The organism is Thalassovita gelatinovora (assembly GCF_001458355.1).
GTDB lineage: Bacteria > Pseudomonadota > Alphaproteobacteria > Rhodobacterales > Rhodobacteraceae > Thalassobius > Thalassobius gelatinovorus.
The window spans coordinates 296002-310875 of the sequence record NZ_CYSA01000026.1 but is presented as its reverse complement, the minus strand read 5'-3'; the positions used below and the strand labels follow the sequence as shown (position 1 = coordinate 310875).

At 59.6% G+C, this 14874-nt stretch carries 13 protein-coding genes; 5 read left to right on the top strand and 8 right to left on the bottom strand.

What is annotated here, in order from left to right:
• Window positions 1-36: 36 nt before the first annotated feature.
• Window positions 37-921, top strand: coding sequence for a formyltetrahydrofolate deformylase (purU, locus tag TG4357_RS15385; RefSeq protein ID WP_058263780.1), 885 nt, complete (start codon window positions 37-39; stop codon window positions 919-921).
• A gap of 4 nt (window positions 922-925) precedes the next feature.
• On the opposite strand, the gene TG4357_RS15380 is transcribed toward purU, so the two are convergent.
• The 8 genes from TG4357_RS15380 to TG4357_RS15345 all read right to left on the bottom strand — a co-directional run bounded on the left by TG4357_RS15380 (window position 926) and on the right by TG4357_RS15345 (window position 9503).
• The gene (locus TG4357_RS15380) at window positions 926-1480 is read right to left on the bottom strand and encodes a P-loop NTPase family protein (RefSeq protein WP_199484665.1); all 555 of its coding nucleotides are present in this window, start codon (window positions 1478-1480) and stop codon (window positions 926-928) included.
• A 201-nt stretch (window positions 1481-1681) separates the two neighbouring features.
• Window positions 1682-2833 (bottom strand): acyl-CoA dehydrogenase family protein, encoded by a 1152-nt coding sequence (locus TG4357_RS15375; RefSeq protein ID WP_217621232.1) that lies wholly within the window; start codon window positions 2831-2833, stop codon window positions 1682-1684.
• Window positions 2834-2909: 76 nt separating this feature from the next.
• Window positions 2910-4082 (bottom strand): ABC transporter substrate-binding protein, encoded by a 1173-nt coding sequence (locus TG4357_RS15370; RefSeq protein WP_058263779.1) that lies wholly within the window; start codon window positions 4080-4082, stop codon window positions 2910-2912.
• Window positions 4083-4141: 59 nt separating this feature from the next.
• The gene (locus TG4357_RS15365) at window positions 4142-5995 is read right to left on the bottom strand and encodes an AMP-dependent synthetase/ligase (RefSeq protein ID WP_233487524.1); all 1854 of its coding nucleotides are present in this window, start codon (window positions 5993-5995) and stop codon (window positions 4142-4144) included.
• Window positions 5996-5997: 2 nt separating this feature from the next.
• A complete protein-coding gene (locus TG4357_RS15360) occupies window positions 5998-6762 on the bottom strand; it encodes an ABC transporter ATP-binding protein (RefSeq protein WP_058263778.1) in 765 nt (254 codons plus the stop codon).
• Entirely contained in the window at window positions 6762-7529 is a 768-nt protein-coding gene (locus TG4357_RS15355; protein WP_058263777.1) for an ABC transporter ATP-binding protein, read from the bottom strand. Before TG4357_RS15355 ends, TG4357_RS15360 begins: the two co-directional genes overlap by 1 nt.
• Window positions 7526-8623, bottom strand: a complete 1098-nt coding sequence (locus TG4357_RS15350) for a branched-chain amino acid ABC transporter permease (RefSeq protein ID WP_058263776.1) — start codon at window positions 8621-8623, stop codon at window positions 7526-7528. Before TG4357_RS15350 ends, TG4357_RS15355 begins: the two co-directional genes overlap by 4 nt.
• A gap of 4 nt (window positions 8624-8627) precedes the next feature.
• Window positions 8628-9503, bottom strand: coding sequence for a branched-chain amino acid ABC transporter permease (locus TG4357_RS15345; RefSeq protein WP_058263775.1), 876 nt, complete (start codon window positions 9501-9503; stop codon window positions 8628-8630).
• A gap of 199 nt (window positions 9504-9702) precedes the next feature.
• Here TG4357_RS15345 and TG4357_RS15340 point away from each other — a divergent pair, with 199 nt between their 5' ends.
• Genes TG4357_RS15340 through TG4357_RS15325 form a run of 4 tightly spaced genes read left to right on the top strand, consistent with a single transcriptional unit; the run spans window position 9703 to window position 14873 of the window.
• The gene (locus TG4357_RS15340; protein WP_074646705.1) at window positions 9703-10362 is read left to right on the top strand and encodes a TetR/AcrR family transcriptional regulator; all 660 of its coding nucleotides are present in this window, start codon (window positions 9703-9705) and stop codon (window positions 10360-10362) included.
• 22 nt (window positions 10363-10384) lie between these two features.
• Window positions 10385-11590, top strand: coding sequence for an acetyl-CoA C-acetyltransferase (locus TG4357_RS15335; protein WP_217621234.1), 1206 nt, complete (start codon window positions 10385-10387; stop codon window positions 11588-11590).
• A gap of 11 nt (window positions 11591-11601) precedes the next feature.
• The gene (locus TG4357_RS15330) at window positions 11602-13749 is read left to right on the top strand and encodes a 3-hydroxyacyl-CoA dehydrogenase NAD-binding domain-containing protein (RefSeq protein ID WP_058263772.1); all 2148 of its coding nucleotides are present in this window, start codon (window positions 11602-11604) and stop codon (window positions 13747-13749) included.
• Window positions 13746-14873, top strand: a complete 1128-nt coding sequence (locus tag TG4357_RS15325; RefSeq protein WP_058263771.1) for a CaiB/BaiF CoA transferase family protein — start codon at window positions 13746-13748, stop codon at window positions 14871-14873. The genes TG4357_RS15330 and TG4357_RS15325 overlap by 4 nt, the downstream gene beginning before the upstream one ends.
• Window position 14874 lies beyond the last annotated feature (1 nt).

Below are 14874 nucleotides of genomic sequence, written 5' to 3'. Positions count from 1 at the left end.
ACAGCGGCCCCAGCGCCGGAACCTGATAGGACGCCAATGACCACTTTCGCCCTGACCGTGAAATGCAAATCCACCCGCGGCATCGTCGCCGCGATTGCCAATTTCCTGTCCGACAACGGTTGCAACATGACCGACAGTTCGCAATTCGATGATTCCGAGACTGGGAATTTTTTCATGCGGGTCAGTTTTCGCAGCGAACAGGGTAAATTGTTGCCCGAATTGGAAGACGCCTTTGCCGATGTCGCGACCACATTGGAGATGCAATACGCCTTTCATGACGAAAGCCACAAGATGAAGGTGGTCATCATGGTGTCGCGGTTCGGGCATTGTCTGAACGATCTGCTGTATCGCTGGCGCATCGGAGCGCTGCCGATCGACATCGTGGCGGTGATTTCCAATCACATGGAGTATCAGAAAGTGGTGGTGAACCATGACATTCCGTTCCATTGCATCAAGGTGACCAAGGAAAACAAGGCGCAGGCCGAAGCGCAGCAGATGGCGATTGTCGAAGACAGCGGTGCAGAACTGATCGTGCTGGCGCGCTATATGCAGGTTCTGTCGGATCAGATGTGCAAGAAAATGTCGGGCCGGATCATCAATATCCACCATTCGTTCCTACCGTCCTTCAAGGGGGCAAACCCCTATAAACAGGCGTTCGAACGCGGGGTGAAGCTGATCGGGGCGACGTCACATTACGTGACTGCGGATCTGGATGAGGGACCGATCATCGAACAGGATACCGCGCGGGTCACCCATGCCCAAAGCCCGTCCGATTACGTGTCTCTGGGCCGCGACGTGGAAAGCCAAGTTCTGGCCCGTGCGATCCATGCCCATATCCATCACCGGGTGTTCCTGAACGGCAACAAGACGGTGGTGTTCCCGGCGTCGCCCGGGTCTTACGCCTCTGAACGAATGGGGTGATCGATCAGGCGTAGGTTTTCGCCAAGGCCGGATGATCGATCACGGCCTTGACCTGTTCCGCCGTCGGCTGCGTGCCGTTTAGACGCAGGACGGGATAAGGGTTGGCGTCAAGCCAGTCTTCGTGCTGGGTGCGGTTGCGGCCCGAAAACCCCGGTTCGTCATAGCGCGACGCCCAAGCCATGAAACCAGCGTGAATGCCGGCCATGTCGCCGCCCGGTTCGATCCGGTCCCCGAAACGGGCCTTTTCGCGGGCGCGCAGACGGGCCAGCCGCACAGCGGTCGGCGCGGTGACGAACACGACCAGATCAAGCCCGCCCAGCAACGGATCGGCCCAGCTTTCGAACGACCCGCTGAGCACCCAACCTTTGGGCCCGAGCGCGGTTTCCAGCAGGCTGATCCGGTCAGTGACGCGGCGCCTTGTGCTGAAGGGAATTTCGGTTGGCAGCCAATAATAATCGTCGATATCGGCCTGCGGTACGTTCAGCGTCGCCGCCAAGGCTTTGCCCAGGGTGCTGACCCCTGCCCCGGATGCGCCCGTGATGTAGACCCTTCGCATCATGCCTGTCCCCCGGTCTGATCCCGCGATCTCATGGGAGATCAGGCTAATGCTGCAACCGCGAAGTACTCAACATTTTTTTACATTTTCGTTAGGTTTTTCGCTAAAACTCGAGAAAAAACACCTGAAAATCCGGAAAAACCAGGATTATGCATCTTGCAGTTGCAGCATTTTCACCCTGTTGGCAGAGCGATTCGCCCCGCTTCAATTGCGGCTGCGGCTGTCCAGACCGAGACCCCGGCCAATGATTTCACGCATGATTTCCGACGTGCCTGCGTAAATCCGGCTGATCCGCGCATCGCTGTAGAGCCGCGAGATTTCGTATTCATCCATAAAGCCCGCGCCGCCATGCAGTTGCAGACATTCATCCACCACCCGGGCTTCGACTTCGGAGGTGAACAGCTTGGCTTCGGCGGCCATTTCCACGCTGAGCTGACCACTGAGATGTTCGCGGGCGCAATGATCGGTCAGTGCCCAGGCCGCATCCATTTCGGTGCGCATCGAGGCCATTTTGAACCGCGAATTCTGAAAGGTGCCGATGGGTTGGCCAAAGGCGCGGCGGTCCATCACGTAATCCAGCGTGATCCCGAAAGCATATTCGGCCCGCGCCATGAACCCCAAGGCCCCCATGATGCGTTCTTCGGCCAGATTCATCATCATCGTCTTGAACCCGCGCCGAGGATCACCCAGCACGTTTTCTTTTGGCACCTTGACGTTGTCAAAAAACAATTCGGCGGTGTCTTGGGATTTCAGGCCCATTTTCTTGAGGTTGCGACCGCGTTCGAACCCGTCCATGCCGTCTTCGACCAGAAACAAGCCGATTTCATGGCCGTCGCCGGTGCGCGCGGCGACCACGATCAGCCCGGCCAGCAAACCGTTCGAAATATAGGTTTTCGACCCATTCAACAGCCAGTGATCGCCCATGTCCACCGCGCGGGTTTTCACCCCGCCCAGATCCGACCCGGTGCCCGGTTCGGTCATCGCAATGGCCAGAATGGTTTCGCCCGACACGATGCCCGGCATGAAGCGGTCGCGCTGTTCTTCGGTGCCCAGCTTGTGCAGGTAAGGGCCGACAATCCGGTTGTGCAACCCGATGAAAAACCCCGGTTCGCGCGGATTGATTTCTTCGCACAAGATCATGTCATAGCGGAAATCATCCAGCGCCAGCCCGCCGTATTTTTCATCCGCATACATGCACAGGAACCCCTGTGCGCCCGCCTTGCGCCAGATTTCACGGCTGACGCATCCGGCATCGCGCCAGTCTTCGATATGCGGGAATATTTCGGCTTCGGCCCATTTGCGCACCGAATTGCGGAAAATTTCGTGTTCTTCGTCGTAAAGGGTCCGTTTCAGCACCGGCGGTTCCTCCTGCCTGATCAGGGGCTTTGACAGAAAAGGCGGGGCCGCCAAAGCCGCCCCGCCGGCCAGATCATCATTCGATGGTCTTGATCAGTTTCCACGATCCGTTTTCAACCGCCGAAACATAAATCGACGTGGCCGCGACGTGGTTGTCGGCGCTCATATCAACCGAATTTCCGGCGACCGCGTCATCGTATTTCAGGCCTTCCATCGCCTTGATGAAGCCTTCGCGGGTCAGATCGGGGCCTGCCGCTTCGAGACCTTTGACCATCAGTTCCGCCGCCGACCGGCCCAGAAGCGCGCCAGTGCCAGGGAATTTTTCCCCGGTGGCTTCGGTATAGGATTTCACCCATGCCGCAACTTCAGGATTGCCGATGCGGGCTTCCAGATCCTGCCATCCGGCACCGGCATAGACGCCGCCCATGACGCCCTGAGCCGCCAGACCCTTGGCCACGACGGTGTGGAACCCGGCCGAAGACATCACGAATTTCAGATCTTCCATGCCCAGTTTATGCGCGGTGGCGATCACGTTGATAAGCTGGCTGACCCCAAGGGCCAAACCGACCGTGTCGCAGCCGCCTTGCTTGATCTTGCCCAAAGCACCGGAAAAATCGGTTTCGTCCGGTTTGTGCTTGGTTTCGATCCCGTAAGACGTCCCCGATGCGGCGGCCCCATCGATCAGACCTTGCTGAATTTCCACCCCGAAATCGGTCGGCAGATACATCAGGCAGAAGGTTTTCGATCCCTGTTCGTTGGCCAAGTATTCGGTGGTTTCCTTGACCGCGGCATAATAGGACGCGGTGCCGGCAAATTTCCACGATTCAGGCGGATCGACCATCTGCCGCGCGGCGGTCAGCGGGCTGACATTGGGAATGCCTTTGGGGCCCATCAGTTTGAACATCGCGATATTATGCGGGGTGCCAAGACTGAGCAGCATGGCGAAGACGTCATCGCGGTTGATCAGCTTGTTCGCGGCCTGCACCGCTTTTGGCACCTGATAGCCGTGATCTTCGACGATATAGTTGATCTTGCGACCATTGACGCCCCCGGCGGCATTGATTTCGTCGAAGTAAAGCTGCGCGGCCTTGACGGCAGGCACCGAGAACGGTGCGAAGATACCCGACAGGTCATGTGCCCCGCCGATTTTGATTTCATCGTCGGTCACGCCCATTTCGGCCTGAACCGCCGGTGCTGCCAGCCCCAAAGTCAGGGCCGCAGCGGCTGTAATTGCCTTCCAAGGTTTCATTGAACTTCCTCCCATTTTTGAATTTTGTAGCGACTGGCCCGGCCCCTCCCGTGGTCGGATCAATACATGCTTTCGATCAAAGCGGCGTGACGCGTGTTCACGTAGTTCCGCTTGAGTTTCATCGTCGGCGTCAGTTCTTCATCTTCGGCCGTAAGCAGAACGTCGATCAAGCGAAAATTCTTGATCTGTTCGACCTGGGCGAAGGATTGATTGACCTCTTTGACCACGTCCCCGATCAAATCGACCACGTCCTTGGCGCGGGTCAGCGAAGCGAAATCGGCATAGGGGATTTGCCTGTCCTGCGCGAACCGTTCGACATTTTCCTGATCGATCATGATCAGGCAGGTCAGGTATTTGCGCCGATCCCCGATCACCACCGCATCCGAAATATAGGGCGAAAACTTCAGTTTGCTTTCGATTTCGGCGGGGGTGATGTTTTTGCCCCCGGCGGTGATGATGATGTCCTTCAACCGCCCGGTGATGGTCATGGCGCCGTGATTGTCCAACATGCCGACATCACCGGTTTTCAACCAACCGTCTTCGGTGAAGGTTTCGGCGGTCTTTTCCGGCTTGTTCCAATAGCCATGGAAAATGCCGGGGCCCTTGAGTTGGATTTCCCCATCCGGCGCGATGCGGACCTGGGTGCCCGGCAAGGCTTCGCCGACGGTACCGACGAAGTTGTTGGCAATCGTGTTGACGGTGGCGACGCCCGCGGTTTCGGTCATGCCGTAGCCTTCGAGCAGGTGCACGCCGATCGCTTCGAACCAGCGCAGCAGGTCGGGCGAAATCGGTGCCGCCCCGGTGGTGCAGCGGCGGGTACGTTGCAGCCCGATCAGGTTGCGCAGATTGCGCAGCACCAGCAAATCGGCCAGCGCCAGATTGAGTTGCCCCAGCGGCCCAAGACGTTTGCCATCTTCCTTGGCTTGGGCTTTCTTCATCCCGGCCGCCACGGCCCAGTCAAACGCTTTTTGGCCAAGCCAACCGGATTCGGACCGCATGATGGTGATGCGGCTGTAGATCTTTTCCCAGATCCTTGGCACGCCGGTAAAGGAATGCGGGCTGACTTCGCGCAGGTTGTCGAACACGGTTTCGGTGCTTTCGGCGAAATTCACCTTGCAACCGGCGAGGATCGGGAAATCCACGGAAATCAGCCGTTCCAGCACGTGACATAGCGGCAAGAAACACAGCAATTCGTCGGTATCGAAGAATTCCAGCGTCTGTTCGCCAGCAAAGCCCTGATAAATCATGTTTCGGTGGGTGATCATCGCGCCCTTGGGCGGGCCGGTGGTGCCAGAGGTATAGATCAACATGCGCGGGTCTTCGGGTTTCACCGCGTCCAGCGCCGTTTCGAATTTTTTCGGATTGGCATCGGCTTCGGCGCGGCCCAGTTTTATCAAGTCGTCCCAGAACATCACCAGCGGGTCATTGAATCCGGCCAGCCCGTCACGGTCAAAGACGATGACCTTTTGCAGCCCCGGCATCTGGTCGCGCACTTCGAGGAATTTATCCAACTGTTCGTCGTTTTCCACGAACAGGAACGGCGCGCCGGAATCGTTGACCAGATAGGCCAGCTGTTCCGCGCTGTCAGTGGTGTAGACGCCGGACGGGATACCCCCCACCGCCGCCACGCCCAGATCGACATACAGCCATTCGCGGCGGTCTTCGGACAGGATCTGTACCGGCTGGCCCTTTTGCAGCCCCATCGCCAGCAGCCCCAAAGCGGCCCATTTGCCGCCCTGATAATAATCGGTCCAGGAATAGGCCTGCCAGACCCCCAGTTCCTTTTCCCGATGCGCGGTCTTGGCTGCCAGTTCATGGCAGCGCTTGGACCAGAGTTTCACAACCGTGTCGCAGCCATCCATGGTGATCGGCGCGTCGTCGGGAATGACCATATCCATTGGCATTTGTGTCATGTTCACCTCCAGGTCTTACGCCGTTTCCAACGTTTTTGACCGCGTTGGGTTTCTTCTTGCCGACCGAGATAGAAATCCTGAATGTCGTCGCTGGCGCGCAATTCTTCGCAACTGCCCGCCATCACGATCCGGCCCATTTCCAGCACATACCCTTTATGCGCGGTGTGCAGCGCCACGTTGGCATTCTGTTCGACCAACAGCATGGTCACACCCTGTTCGGCGTTGAGCCGCTTGATGATCGCAAAGATTTCCTGCGTCAGCAGTGGCGACAAGCCAAGCGAGGGTTCGTCCAGCAGCATCAGCTTGGGCCGCGCCATAAGTCCGCGCCCGATCGCCAGCATCTGTTGTTGCCCGCCCGACAGGAACCCTGCCGATTGGGCGCGGCGTTCCTTGAGGATCGGGAAATAACTGTAGACCAGATCGATATCGTTGCGGATATCGGCCCCGCGGCGGGTATAGGCCCCCATGCGCAGGTTTTCTTCGATCGTCAGATAGGGGAAGACTTCGCGGCCTTCGGGCACATGAGCCAGCCCCATGGCGACGATTTTATCGGGGTCCATCCCGTCGATGCGGGTGCCGTTGAATTCGATGCTGCCCTTTTCCGGGTCCATCAGACCGGAAATGGTTTTCATCAGCGTCGTCTTGCCGGCGCCATTGGCCCCCAGAATGGTGACGATTTCACCTTTTTCAACGCTCAGCGACACCCCGCGCAGCGCCATGATCGCGCCGTAGAAGGTTTCGACATTGCGGATATCGAGAACGGTCATCAATCCACCTCCGTGCCGAGATATGCGGCTTTCACCTGCGGGTTGGCTTGTACTTCAGCCGGGGTGCCCATTGCCAAGGCTTCGCCATTGGCCACGGCCAGAACCCGGTCGCTGACCTGATTGACCAAGGACATGTCATGTTCGACCATCAGCACGGTCAGCCCCATGTCGCGGCGCATGTCTTCGACCCAGAACGCGACTTCCTGGCTTTCTTCGACCGACAGGCCCGACGCGGGTTCGTCCAGCAGGATCATTTTCGGCCCCATCGCCAGCGCACGGCCGATTTCCACCACCTTGCGCACGCCGTAGGGCAACCCCGCGATCAGCTTGTCGCGGTAAGCTTCGAGTTCGAGAAATTCGATCACTTCCTCGACCTGTCGACGGTGGCCGCGTTCGGATCGGCGGACCTTGGGCAGGTACATCATATCCTGCACCCAGTTGGTCGACCGGTGGGTGTGACGCCCCATCAACAGGTTATCAAGCACGGTGGAATGATCAAACAGTTCGATATTCTGAAAGGTGCGGGCGATGCCCAACTGGCCGATCTGATGCGCCTGCATCGCGGTGATGTCCTGACCGTCGAACCGGATGGTGCCGCGCGTCGGTTTGTAAAAGCGCGAAATCAGGTTGAAGATGGTCGATTTCCCGGCCCCGTTCGGGCCGATGATCGAAAAGACTTCGCCGGCTTCGACGTTGAAGGACACGCCATCGACCGCCTTTACCCCGCCGAAATGAACCGCGAGGTCTTCGACTTGCAACAGGGTCATCGCATCCGCTCCGTCTTGATATAGGTTTTCTGACGGCGGAACATGTCGCGCCGGGCCAGCGGGAACAGCTGCACCCAGGCGCGCATTTTCAGCCAGCGACCATAAAGCCCGGCCGGTTCATAGATGATGAAGCCGATCAGGATGCACGAGAAGATCAGCGTATCAAGCCCCGGAACCGATCCCAGATCGATGCCTGTGGTGCTGTTCAGCCCGTCGCGCAGGATCGAAATGAGCTGCGGCACGGCGGTGATCAGGATGGCCCCGAAAAACGCCCCCTGAATGAAGCCCAAGCCGCCGATCGTCACCACCAGAAGCAGGTTGATCGAGATGAAGACCGAAAACAGTTCGTAATTGAAGAAGCTGATGTAATGGCCCATCAGCGCCCCGGCCAGCCCGGTCATCGCGCAGCTTAGCCCGAAGGCCAGCGACCGGGTGCGAGTCACGTTGATACCCAGCGCACGGGCCGACACTTCGCTATCGCGCACCGCAAGAAAACTGCGCCCGGTCGGGCTGCGCAGCAGGTTGGCGTAAAGCCATGTGACCAGAACCACGACGCCCAGACACAGCCAGTAGAAATTGTTCAGGCTGGTATAGCGGTCGAAATCCACCCCGGCGATGGTGATCGACGGTGCAAAGATGCCCCCCACCCCGCCGGTGATCGGTTCCATGATGATGATCATTTCTTCCACGATGACAAAAAGCGCCAGCGTCGCGATGGCCAGATAGATGCCCGACATCCGCACCGCCGGGATCGCCACCAAGGCACCGAACAGCCCCGCCGCCAGCGCCGCCAGCGGAAACGCCACCATCCACGGCACCCCGATATTCATCAGCGCCGCGTCGGTATAGGCCCCGATCGCCATGAAGGCGGCATGGCCCAGACTGGCCTGCCCGGTATGGCCGACCAGCAGCATCAGCCCCATCCCGGCCAGCGACCAGATCAGGGTGTTGGTGGCCTCGGCCAGATAATATTCGCCCACCACGAAGGGCAGCACCGCCATCACCGCGACCAGCGCGATCAGCTTGCCGCGCGCCCACCAGTCTTCGTGCAGGTCGATATCGTTGTCGTAGCTTGTCTTGAAAATCACTTTCATCGGCTCAGACCTTCTTGGCGTAGATTTGAGCGAAAAGCCCGTTGGGACGGGTGACCAGCACCGCAAGCATGATGATGTAAGGGCTCATCTGACTGAAACCGCTGGGCAGGTAACGCGCCGCAACGGGTTCGACCACGCCGATCAGGATGCCGCCCAGCAAGGCGCCGGGCAGGCTGCCGAAGCCACCGATGACGGCGGCGGCGAAGGCCTTGATCCCCAGCAGGCCGATATTGGGATCGATCGCGCCCTTGGAGGCGTAAAGCACGCCTGCGATGGTCGAAACCACACCCGACAGGGCCCAGATCGTGGAATTGATCCGACGGACCGGCACCCCGACGATATAGGCGGCCATCTGATTTTGCGACGCGGCCTGCGCCGCCAGACCGATCCGAGTATATTGGAAAAACACCCACAGCCCGAGGGTCAGAAAGGCCGTGACGATGATGGTGACAAGGTCTTCGAAGCCGATGATGATGCCGGCGAATTGCAGGCTGCGCCCGGCGAACGGGGTTTCCAGCACCAGCGGCGTGAAGCCCCAGATCGCCCCCGCCGCAAAGCGGAACACAAACCCCATGGCAATGGTCAGGATCACCAGCGCGAATTGCGGCTGGCCGAAGATCTGTCGCACCACGAACCGGTCGACGCCGTAGCCGACCCCGCCCATGATCGCCGCGGCGAGGATCACGCCCGGAATAAAAGGCAGCGCCCAATATTCCGAATTCACCAAGCCCAGCGCCACGAAGGCCCCCAGCATCATCATGTCGCCTTGGGCGAAATTCACCCCTTCGGTCGCTTTGTAGATCAGCACAAAACCCAGCGCGACGAGTCCGTAGACACATCCCGAGGCAATGCCGCCGATGATCAGCTGAATCAATTCCACACAGAGGCTCCTTTTAAAATATCTTTTGGGGCTGTCTGTGTGAAAGCATATGGCAAAACCGCCCCCGTACGGGGGGCGAGTCCTGAGACAGGACCCTTGTCATGCGCATTCATACGGTCTCCTCCCAAAGCTGAATGAACGCTGTTGACTCAGCTAAACACGCGTGTTCAATTTCTGTCAACACTGATGATCAGCTTTCATGAAAAACGTAAAATCTCGCATCATTCACGCAGCTATGCGGCTGTTCGCCGAACAAGGCGCCATGCAGATCGCCGTTAGCGATCTGGCAAAAGCCGCCGGTTTGTCGCGCGGTACGATCTATAACAACGTGGACAACCCCGAAGCGCTGTTCCACATCACCTGTGGGATGCTGTACCAGGAATTGCGCAGCTGTATGCGCAGCGGGTTGAAACCCGATGACGACCCGGCGCTGAACATTTCGATCCTGATCCGGCAACTGATCCGTCGGGTACATGACGAACCCGATTGGGGTCGGTTTATCGCCTTGTTTGCAATAACCGAACCGCAACTGGGGGCGATCTGGGCCGGGGAACCGGCCGATATCATCCGCGAGGGTGTGGCCAGCGGACGGTTCGATGTTCCTGCCGATCAAATCCCGTCCGTCACCACGCTGGGCGGTGGTGCGTTGATGGGGTCGGCATCGCAGGTATTGAGCGGCGCAGTGACTTGGCGCAAGTCCAGTTCGGAAATCGCAGAACTATATCTGCGAGCAATGGGAATCGGTCGGAGCGAAGCGCACCGGCTGGCATTCGTGGAATTCGATCCGATGCCGCAGCTGGATTTTTCCGCCGTGGCACAAGGATTGACGCGACCGGAAGAAAAGGCCGGATCGCACTAGGTTTAGGGAGGAGAACCCGATGGTGAAAACAGCTTATATTTACGACGCGATCAGAACACCCAGGTCCAAGGGCAAGGCTGGCGGTACCCTGCACGAGGTGAAGCCGATCAATCTTGTGACCACGTTGCTGACCGAAATGCAGCAGCGCCACGATCTCGACACTTCGCGGGTCGATGACGTGATGCTGGGCTGCGTGACGCCGGTAATGGAACAGGGCGCGGTGCTGCCCAAAGTGGCGCTGCAAAAGGCCGGATGGGCGGAAAACGTCGCCGGTGCGCAGGTCAACCGATTCTGCGCCAGCGGGTTGGACACGTTCAACACCGCCGCCGCCAAGATCGCCAGCGGCTGGGAAGATATGGTCTGTGCGGGCGGGTATGAAAGCATGTCCCGGGTGCCGATGGCCGCAGATGGCGGGCCGTTTGCCGAAGATCCCGAAACATCGATCAAGACCGGGTTCGTGCCGCAGGGCATCGGGGCCGACCTGATCGCCACGATCGAAGGCTGGAGCCGCGACGATGTCGACGCTTTCGCGGTGGAATCGCAAAAACGCGCCACCCATGCCCGCGACAGCGGTTGGTTCGACCGCTCTGTCGTGCCGGTGCGCGATGAAAACGGCATCGCCATTCTGGAACGGGACGATTTCATCAAACCCGGCACCGACATGCAGAAACTGGCCGCGCTGAAACCCAGCTTCGCGATGCATGGCCAGTTGGGGTTCGACGCGGTGGCATTGGCGAAATACACCGATGTCGAACGCATCAACCACGTTCACACCCCCGGCAATTCGTCGGGCATCGTCGACGGGGCCTCTTTGGTGCTGCTGGGCAATGAACAGGTCGGCAAGGATCTGGGCCTGACCCCGCGCGGGCGGGTGGTGTCGGTTGCGCTGACTGCGACCGATCCGACGATCATGCTGACCGGGCCGGGTCCGGCATCGCAAAAGGCGCTGGCCAAGGCCGGGCTGACCATCGACGATATCGATCTGGTCGAAATCAACGAAGCCTTCGCCAGCGTCGCATTGCGGTTGCAGCGCGATCTGGACGTGCCGGACGAAAAACTGAACGTGGTCGGCGGGGCCATCGCAATGGGGCATCCTTTGGGCGCGACCGGCGGCTGTCTGGTTTCGACCATGCTGGATGAATTGGAACGGCGCGGTCTGAAACGCGCCTTGATCTGCATGTGCGTCGGCGGCGGCATGGGCATTGCCAGCATCATCGAACGAGTCTGAGGGGGACGGATATGACTGATTTCATTTACGAAAAAGATGCCGACGGCATCGTGATCGTCACCATCGACATGCAGGGCCAGTCGGCCAACACGATGAACGAAGGCTATGTGCCAGGCATGGACGAAGTGCTGGCAAAACTGCGGGCCGAACCCGATCTAACCGGCGTGGTTTTTGCGTCGGCCAAGAAAACCTTTTTCGCCGGGGGTGATTTGCGGCTGATCCTTGCGATCGAAAAATCCGATGCCGAAACGCTGCATTATATCGAGGAAAACAAGCGCCCCTTCCGCGAGCTGGAAAAGCTGCCGGTGCCGGTTGTCGCGGCCATCAATGGCGCCGCTTTGGGTGGCGGTTACGAGTTATGCTTGGCCTGCAATCACCGGATCATCGCAGATGTGAAGGGCGCTGTTGTCGGCCTACCCGAAGTGACTTTGGGTCTGTTGCCGGGGGCCGGGGGCGTGGTGCGTCTGACCAAGCTGTTGGGGCTGGAACAGGCATTGCCGCACCTGACCGAAGGCAAGCCGGTGAAACCGCAGGCGGCGCTGAAAATCGGCATGGTCGATGCGGTCGTGGACAGTGTTGACGCGTTGGTCCCCGCCGCCAAGGCATGGATCAAGGCCAATCCCGACGCCCATGCGCAACCGTGGGACCAAAAGGGATTCCGTTACCCCGGCGGCGATGCGCTGCATCCCAAGGTGCGTCAACTGATCATGGCCGCCCCGGCGGTGCTGTATCAGAAAACCCGCGGATTGCTGCCCGCACCGGCCAAGATTCTGGATATCGCGGTCAATTCTATGCGGATGGATTACGACGCGGCCTTGTTGGTGGAAAGCCGGGGCATTTGCGCGCTGGCGGTGACACCGGAATGCAAGGCCTCGATCACCACGTTCTTCTTTGGCATGCAGGCGATCAAGGGCGGCAAGGTGCGCCCGGAGGGCGATCATTGGCGCGCCAAATCCGCCGCCATTCTGGGCGCAGGCATGATGGGCAGCGGCATCGCATGGGCCCATGCCAATGCGGGCCTGCCATCGGTGCTGAAAGACATGGAAATGGACAAGGCCGAGAAGGGCAAATCCAATACCGCCACGTTGGCCGACAAGCGGATCAAGCGGGGCCGGATGGACGCCGCCAAGAAGGACCAATTGCTGTCGATGATCGTTCCGGCGACCGAAGATAGCGCGTTTGAAGGCACCGACCTGATCGTCGAGGCGGTGTTCGAAGATATCGCGCTGAAGGAAAAGGTCATCCCCGCAAGCTTTGCCATGCTGGGCGAAGACGGGATTTACGGGTCTAACACATCGACCCTGCCGATTTCCATTCTGGCCGAAGCCTGCCCCGATCCCAGCCGTTTCATCGGGCTGCATTTTTTCAGCCCGGTCGACAAGATGAAGGTGGTTGAAATCATTCTGGGCGAAAAGACCAGCGAGGACACGCTGCGCAAGGCCTACGATTACGTGCAGCAGATCGGTTATATGCCGATCGTGGTCAATGACAGCCGCGGTTTCTTTACCTCCCGCGTTTTCGGCACCTATCTGGACGAAGGCATTTCGCTGATGGTCGACGGCATGAACCCGGTCGCGGTGGAACGCGCCGGATGGATGGCCGGGATGCCGGTGGGGCCGTTGGCGGTACATGACGAGGTGTCGCTGGTGCTGAGCCAGAAGGTCGCCAATACCCATAAGGCGCTGGATGACCGGTTGGGCGTCGACAGCGGTTTCGGCAAGCACAACACCGCATCGAAAGCGGTCTGTGATGCGATGATCGCACAGGATCGCGGCGGGCGACATTACGGTGGCGGGTTCTATGATTACGCCGCCGACGGGTCGAAATCACTGTGGTCGGGGCTGGATCAGTTCGCGCAAGGCAATGCCAAGATCGACATACAGGATGCGATCGACCGACTGCTGTACCGGCAGGCGATCGAGACCCTGCGCTGCTTGAATGAAGGTGTGCTCAGGACCGAGGTCGAGGCCAATCTGGGCGGCATCTTCGCCATTGGGTTTCCGGCCCATACCGGCGGCGCGATCCAGTTCATTCGCGGCATCGGCATCGACAGGTTCGCGGCTCGCGCCGCTGAATTGGCAGACGCTTATGGCGAACGCTTTGCCTTGGCCGCGTCGGATTTCGACATCCTGCGCGAAAAGGTGGTCGTTGCGGCATGAGCGGACCTCTGTCGGGCCTGAAAGTGGTCGAAATGCAGGGGCTGGGCCCGGCGCCTTTGGCCGGGCAGTTCCTGTCCGATCTGGGCGCCGAGGTCACGTTGATCGCGCGCAAATCGGGCCGGGCCGATCCGACCGATATCAACAATCGCGGCAAACGGTCGGTGGCGCTGAACCTGAAAGACCCTGACGGGGTCGAAGCGGCGCTGCGGCTGATCGACCGCGCCGATGTGGTGATCGAAGGGTTTCGCCCCGGCGTGATGGAACGGATCGGATTGGGGCCTGAAACCTGTCAGGCCCGCAACCCGGCGCTGATCTTTGCCCGGATGACCGGTTGGGGGCAGGATGGACCGCTGGCGCAAACCGCCGGGCATGACATCAATTATCTGGGCCTGACCGGGGTGTTGCACGCCATCGGCAAAAAGGATGAACCGCCCATTCCACCGCTGAATATCGGTGCCGATTATGCCGGGGGCACCATGTTTTTGCTGCTGGGTATCCTGTCGGCACTGTTCGAACGGCAGGCATCGGGGCGCGGTCAGGTGGTGGACGCGGCGATGGTCGACGCTGCACCGGCGCTGTTGGCGCTGATCCACAGCATGATCGCACAGGGCCGCTGGAGCGAGGACCGCGAAAGCAACTGGCTGGACGGTGGGGCACCGTTTTACCGAACCTATGAATGCGCCGATGGTAAATATGTTTCGGTCGGGGCGCTGGAACCGCAGTTCTTTGCCCAGTTGGTCGATCTGGCCGGGCTGCCGCAGGATGAAAAACAGAACCAATATGACGAAACGTCATGGGCGCAGCGGCGCGAAAGCTATGCCAAAGTCTTTGCAACGAAGACCCGCGCGGAATGGACCGAGATTTTCGACGGCAGCGATGCCTGTATCGGCCCTGTGCTGAGCTGGAGCGAAGCGCCCGAGCATCCGCATATGAAGGCGCGCGGCGTGTTCACCGACGTGAACGGGGTGACACAAGTGACCCCTGCCCCGCGTTTCGACCGCACCCCGCCGGGGCCGGTGGGCCAACCGCCCACCCCGGGCGGTGACACCGATAGCGTTCTGGCCGAGCTGGGCTATGACGCGGACATGATTGCCAGCCTCCGTAATCGCGGGGTTCTGAGCTGAG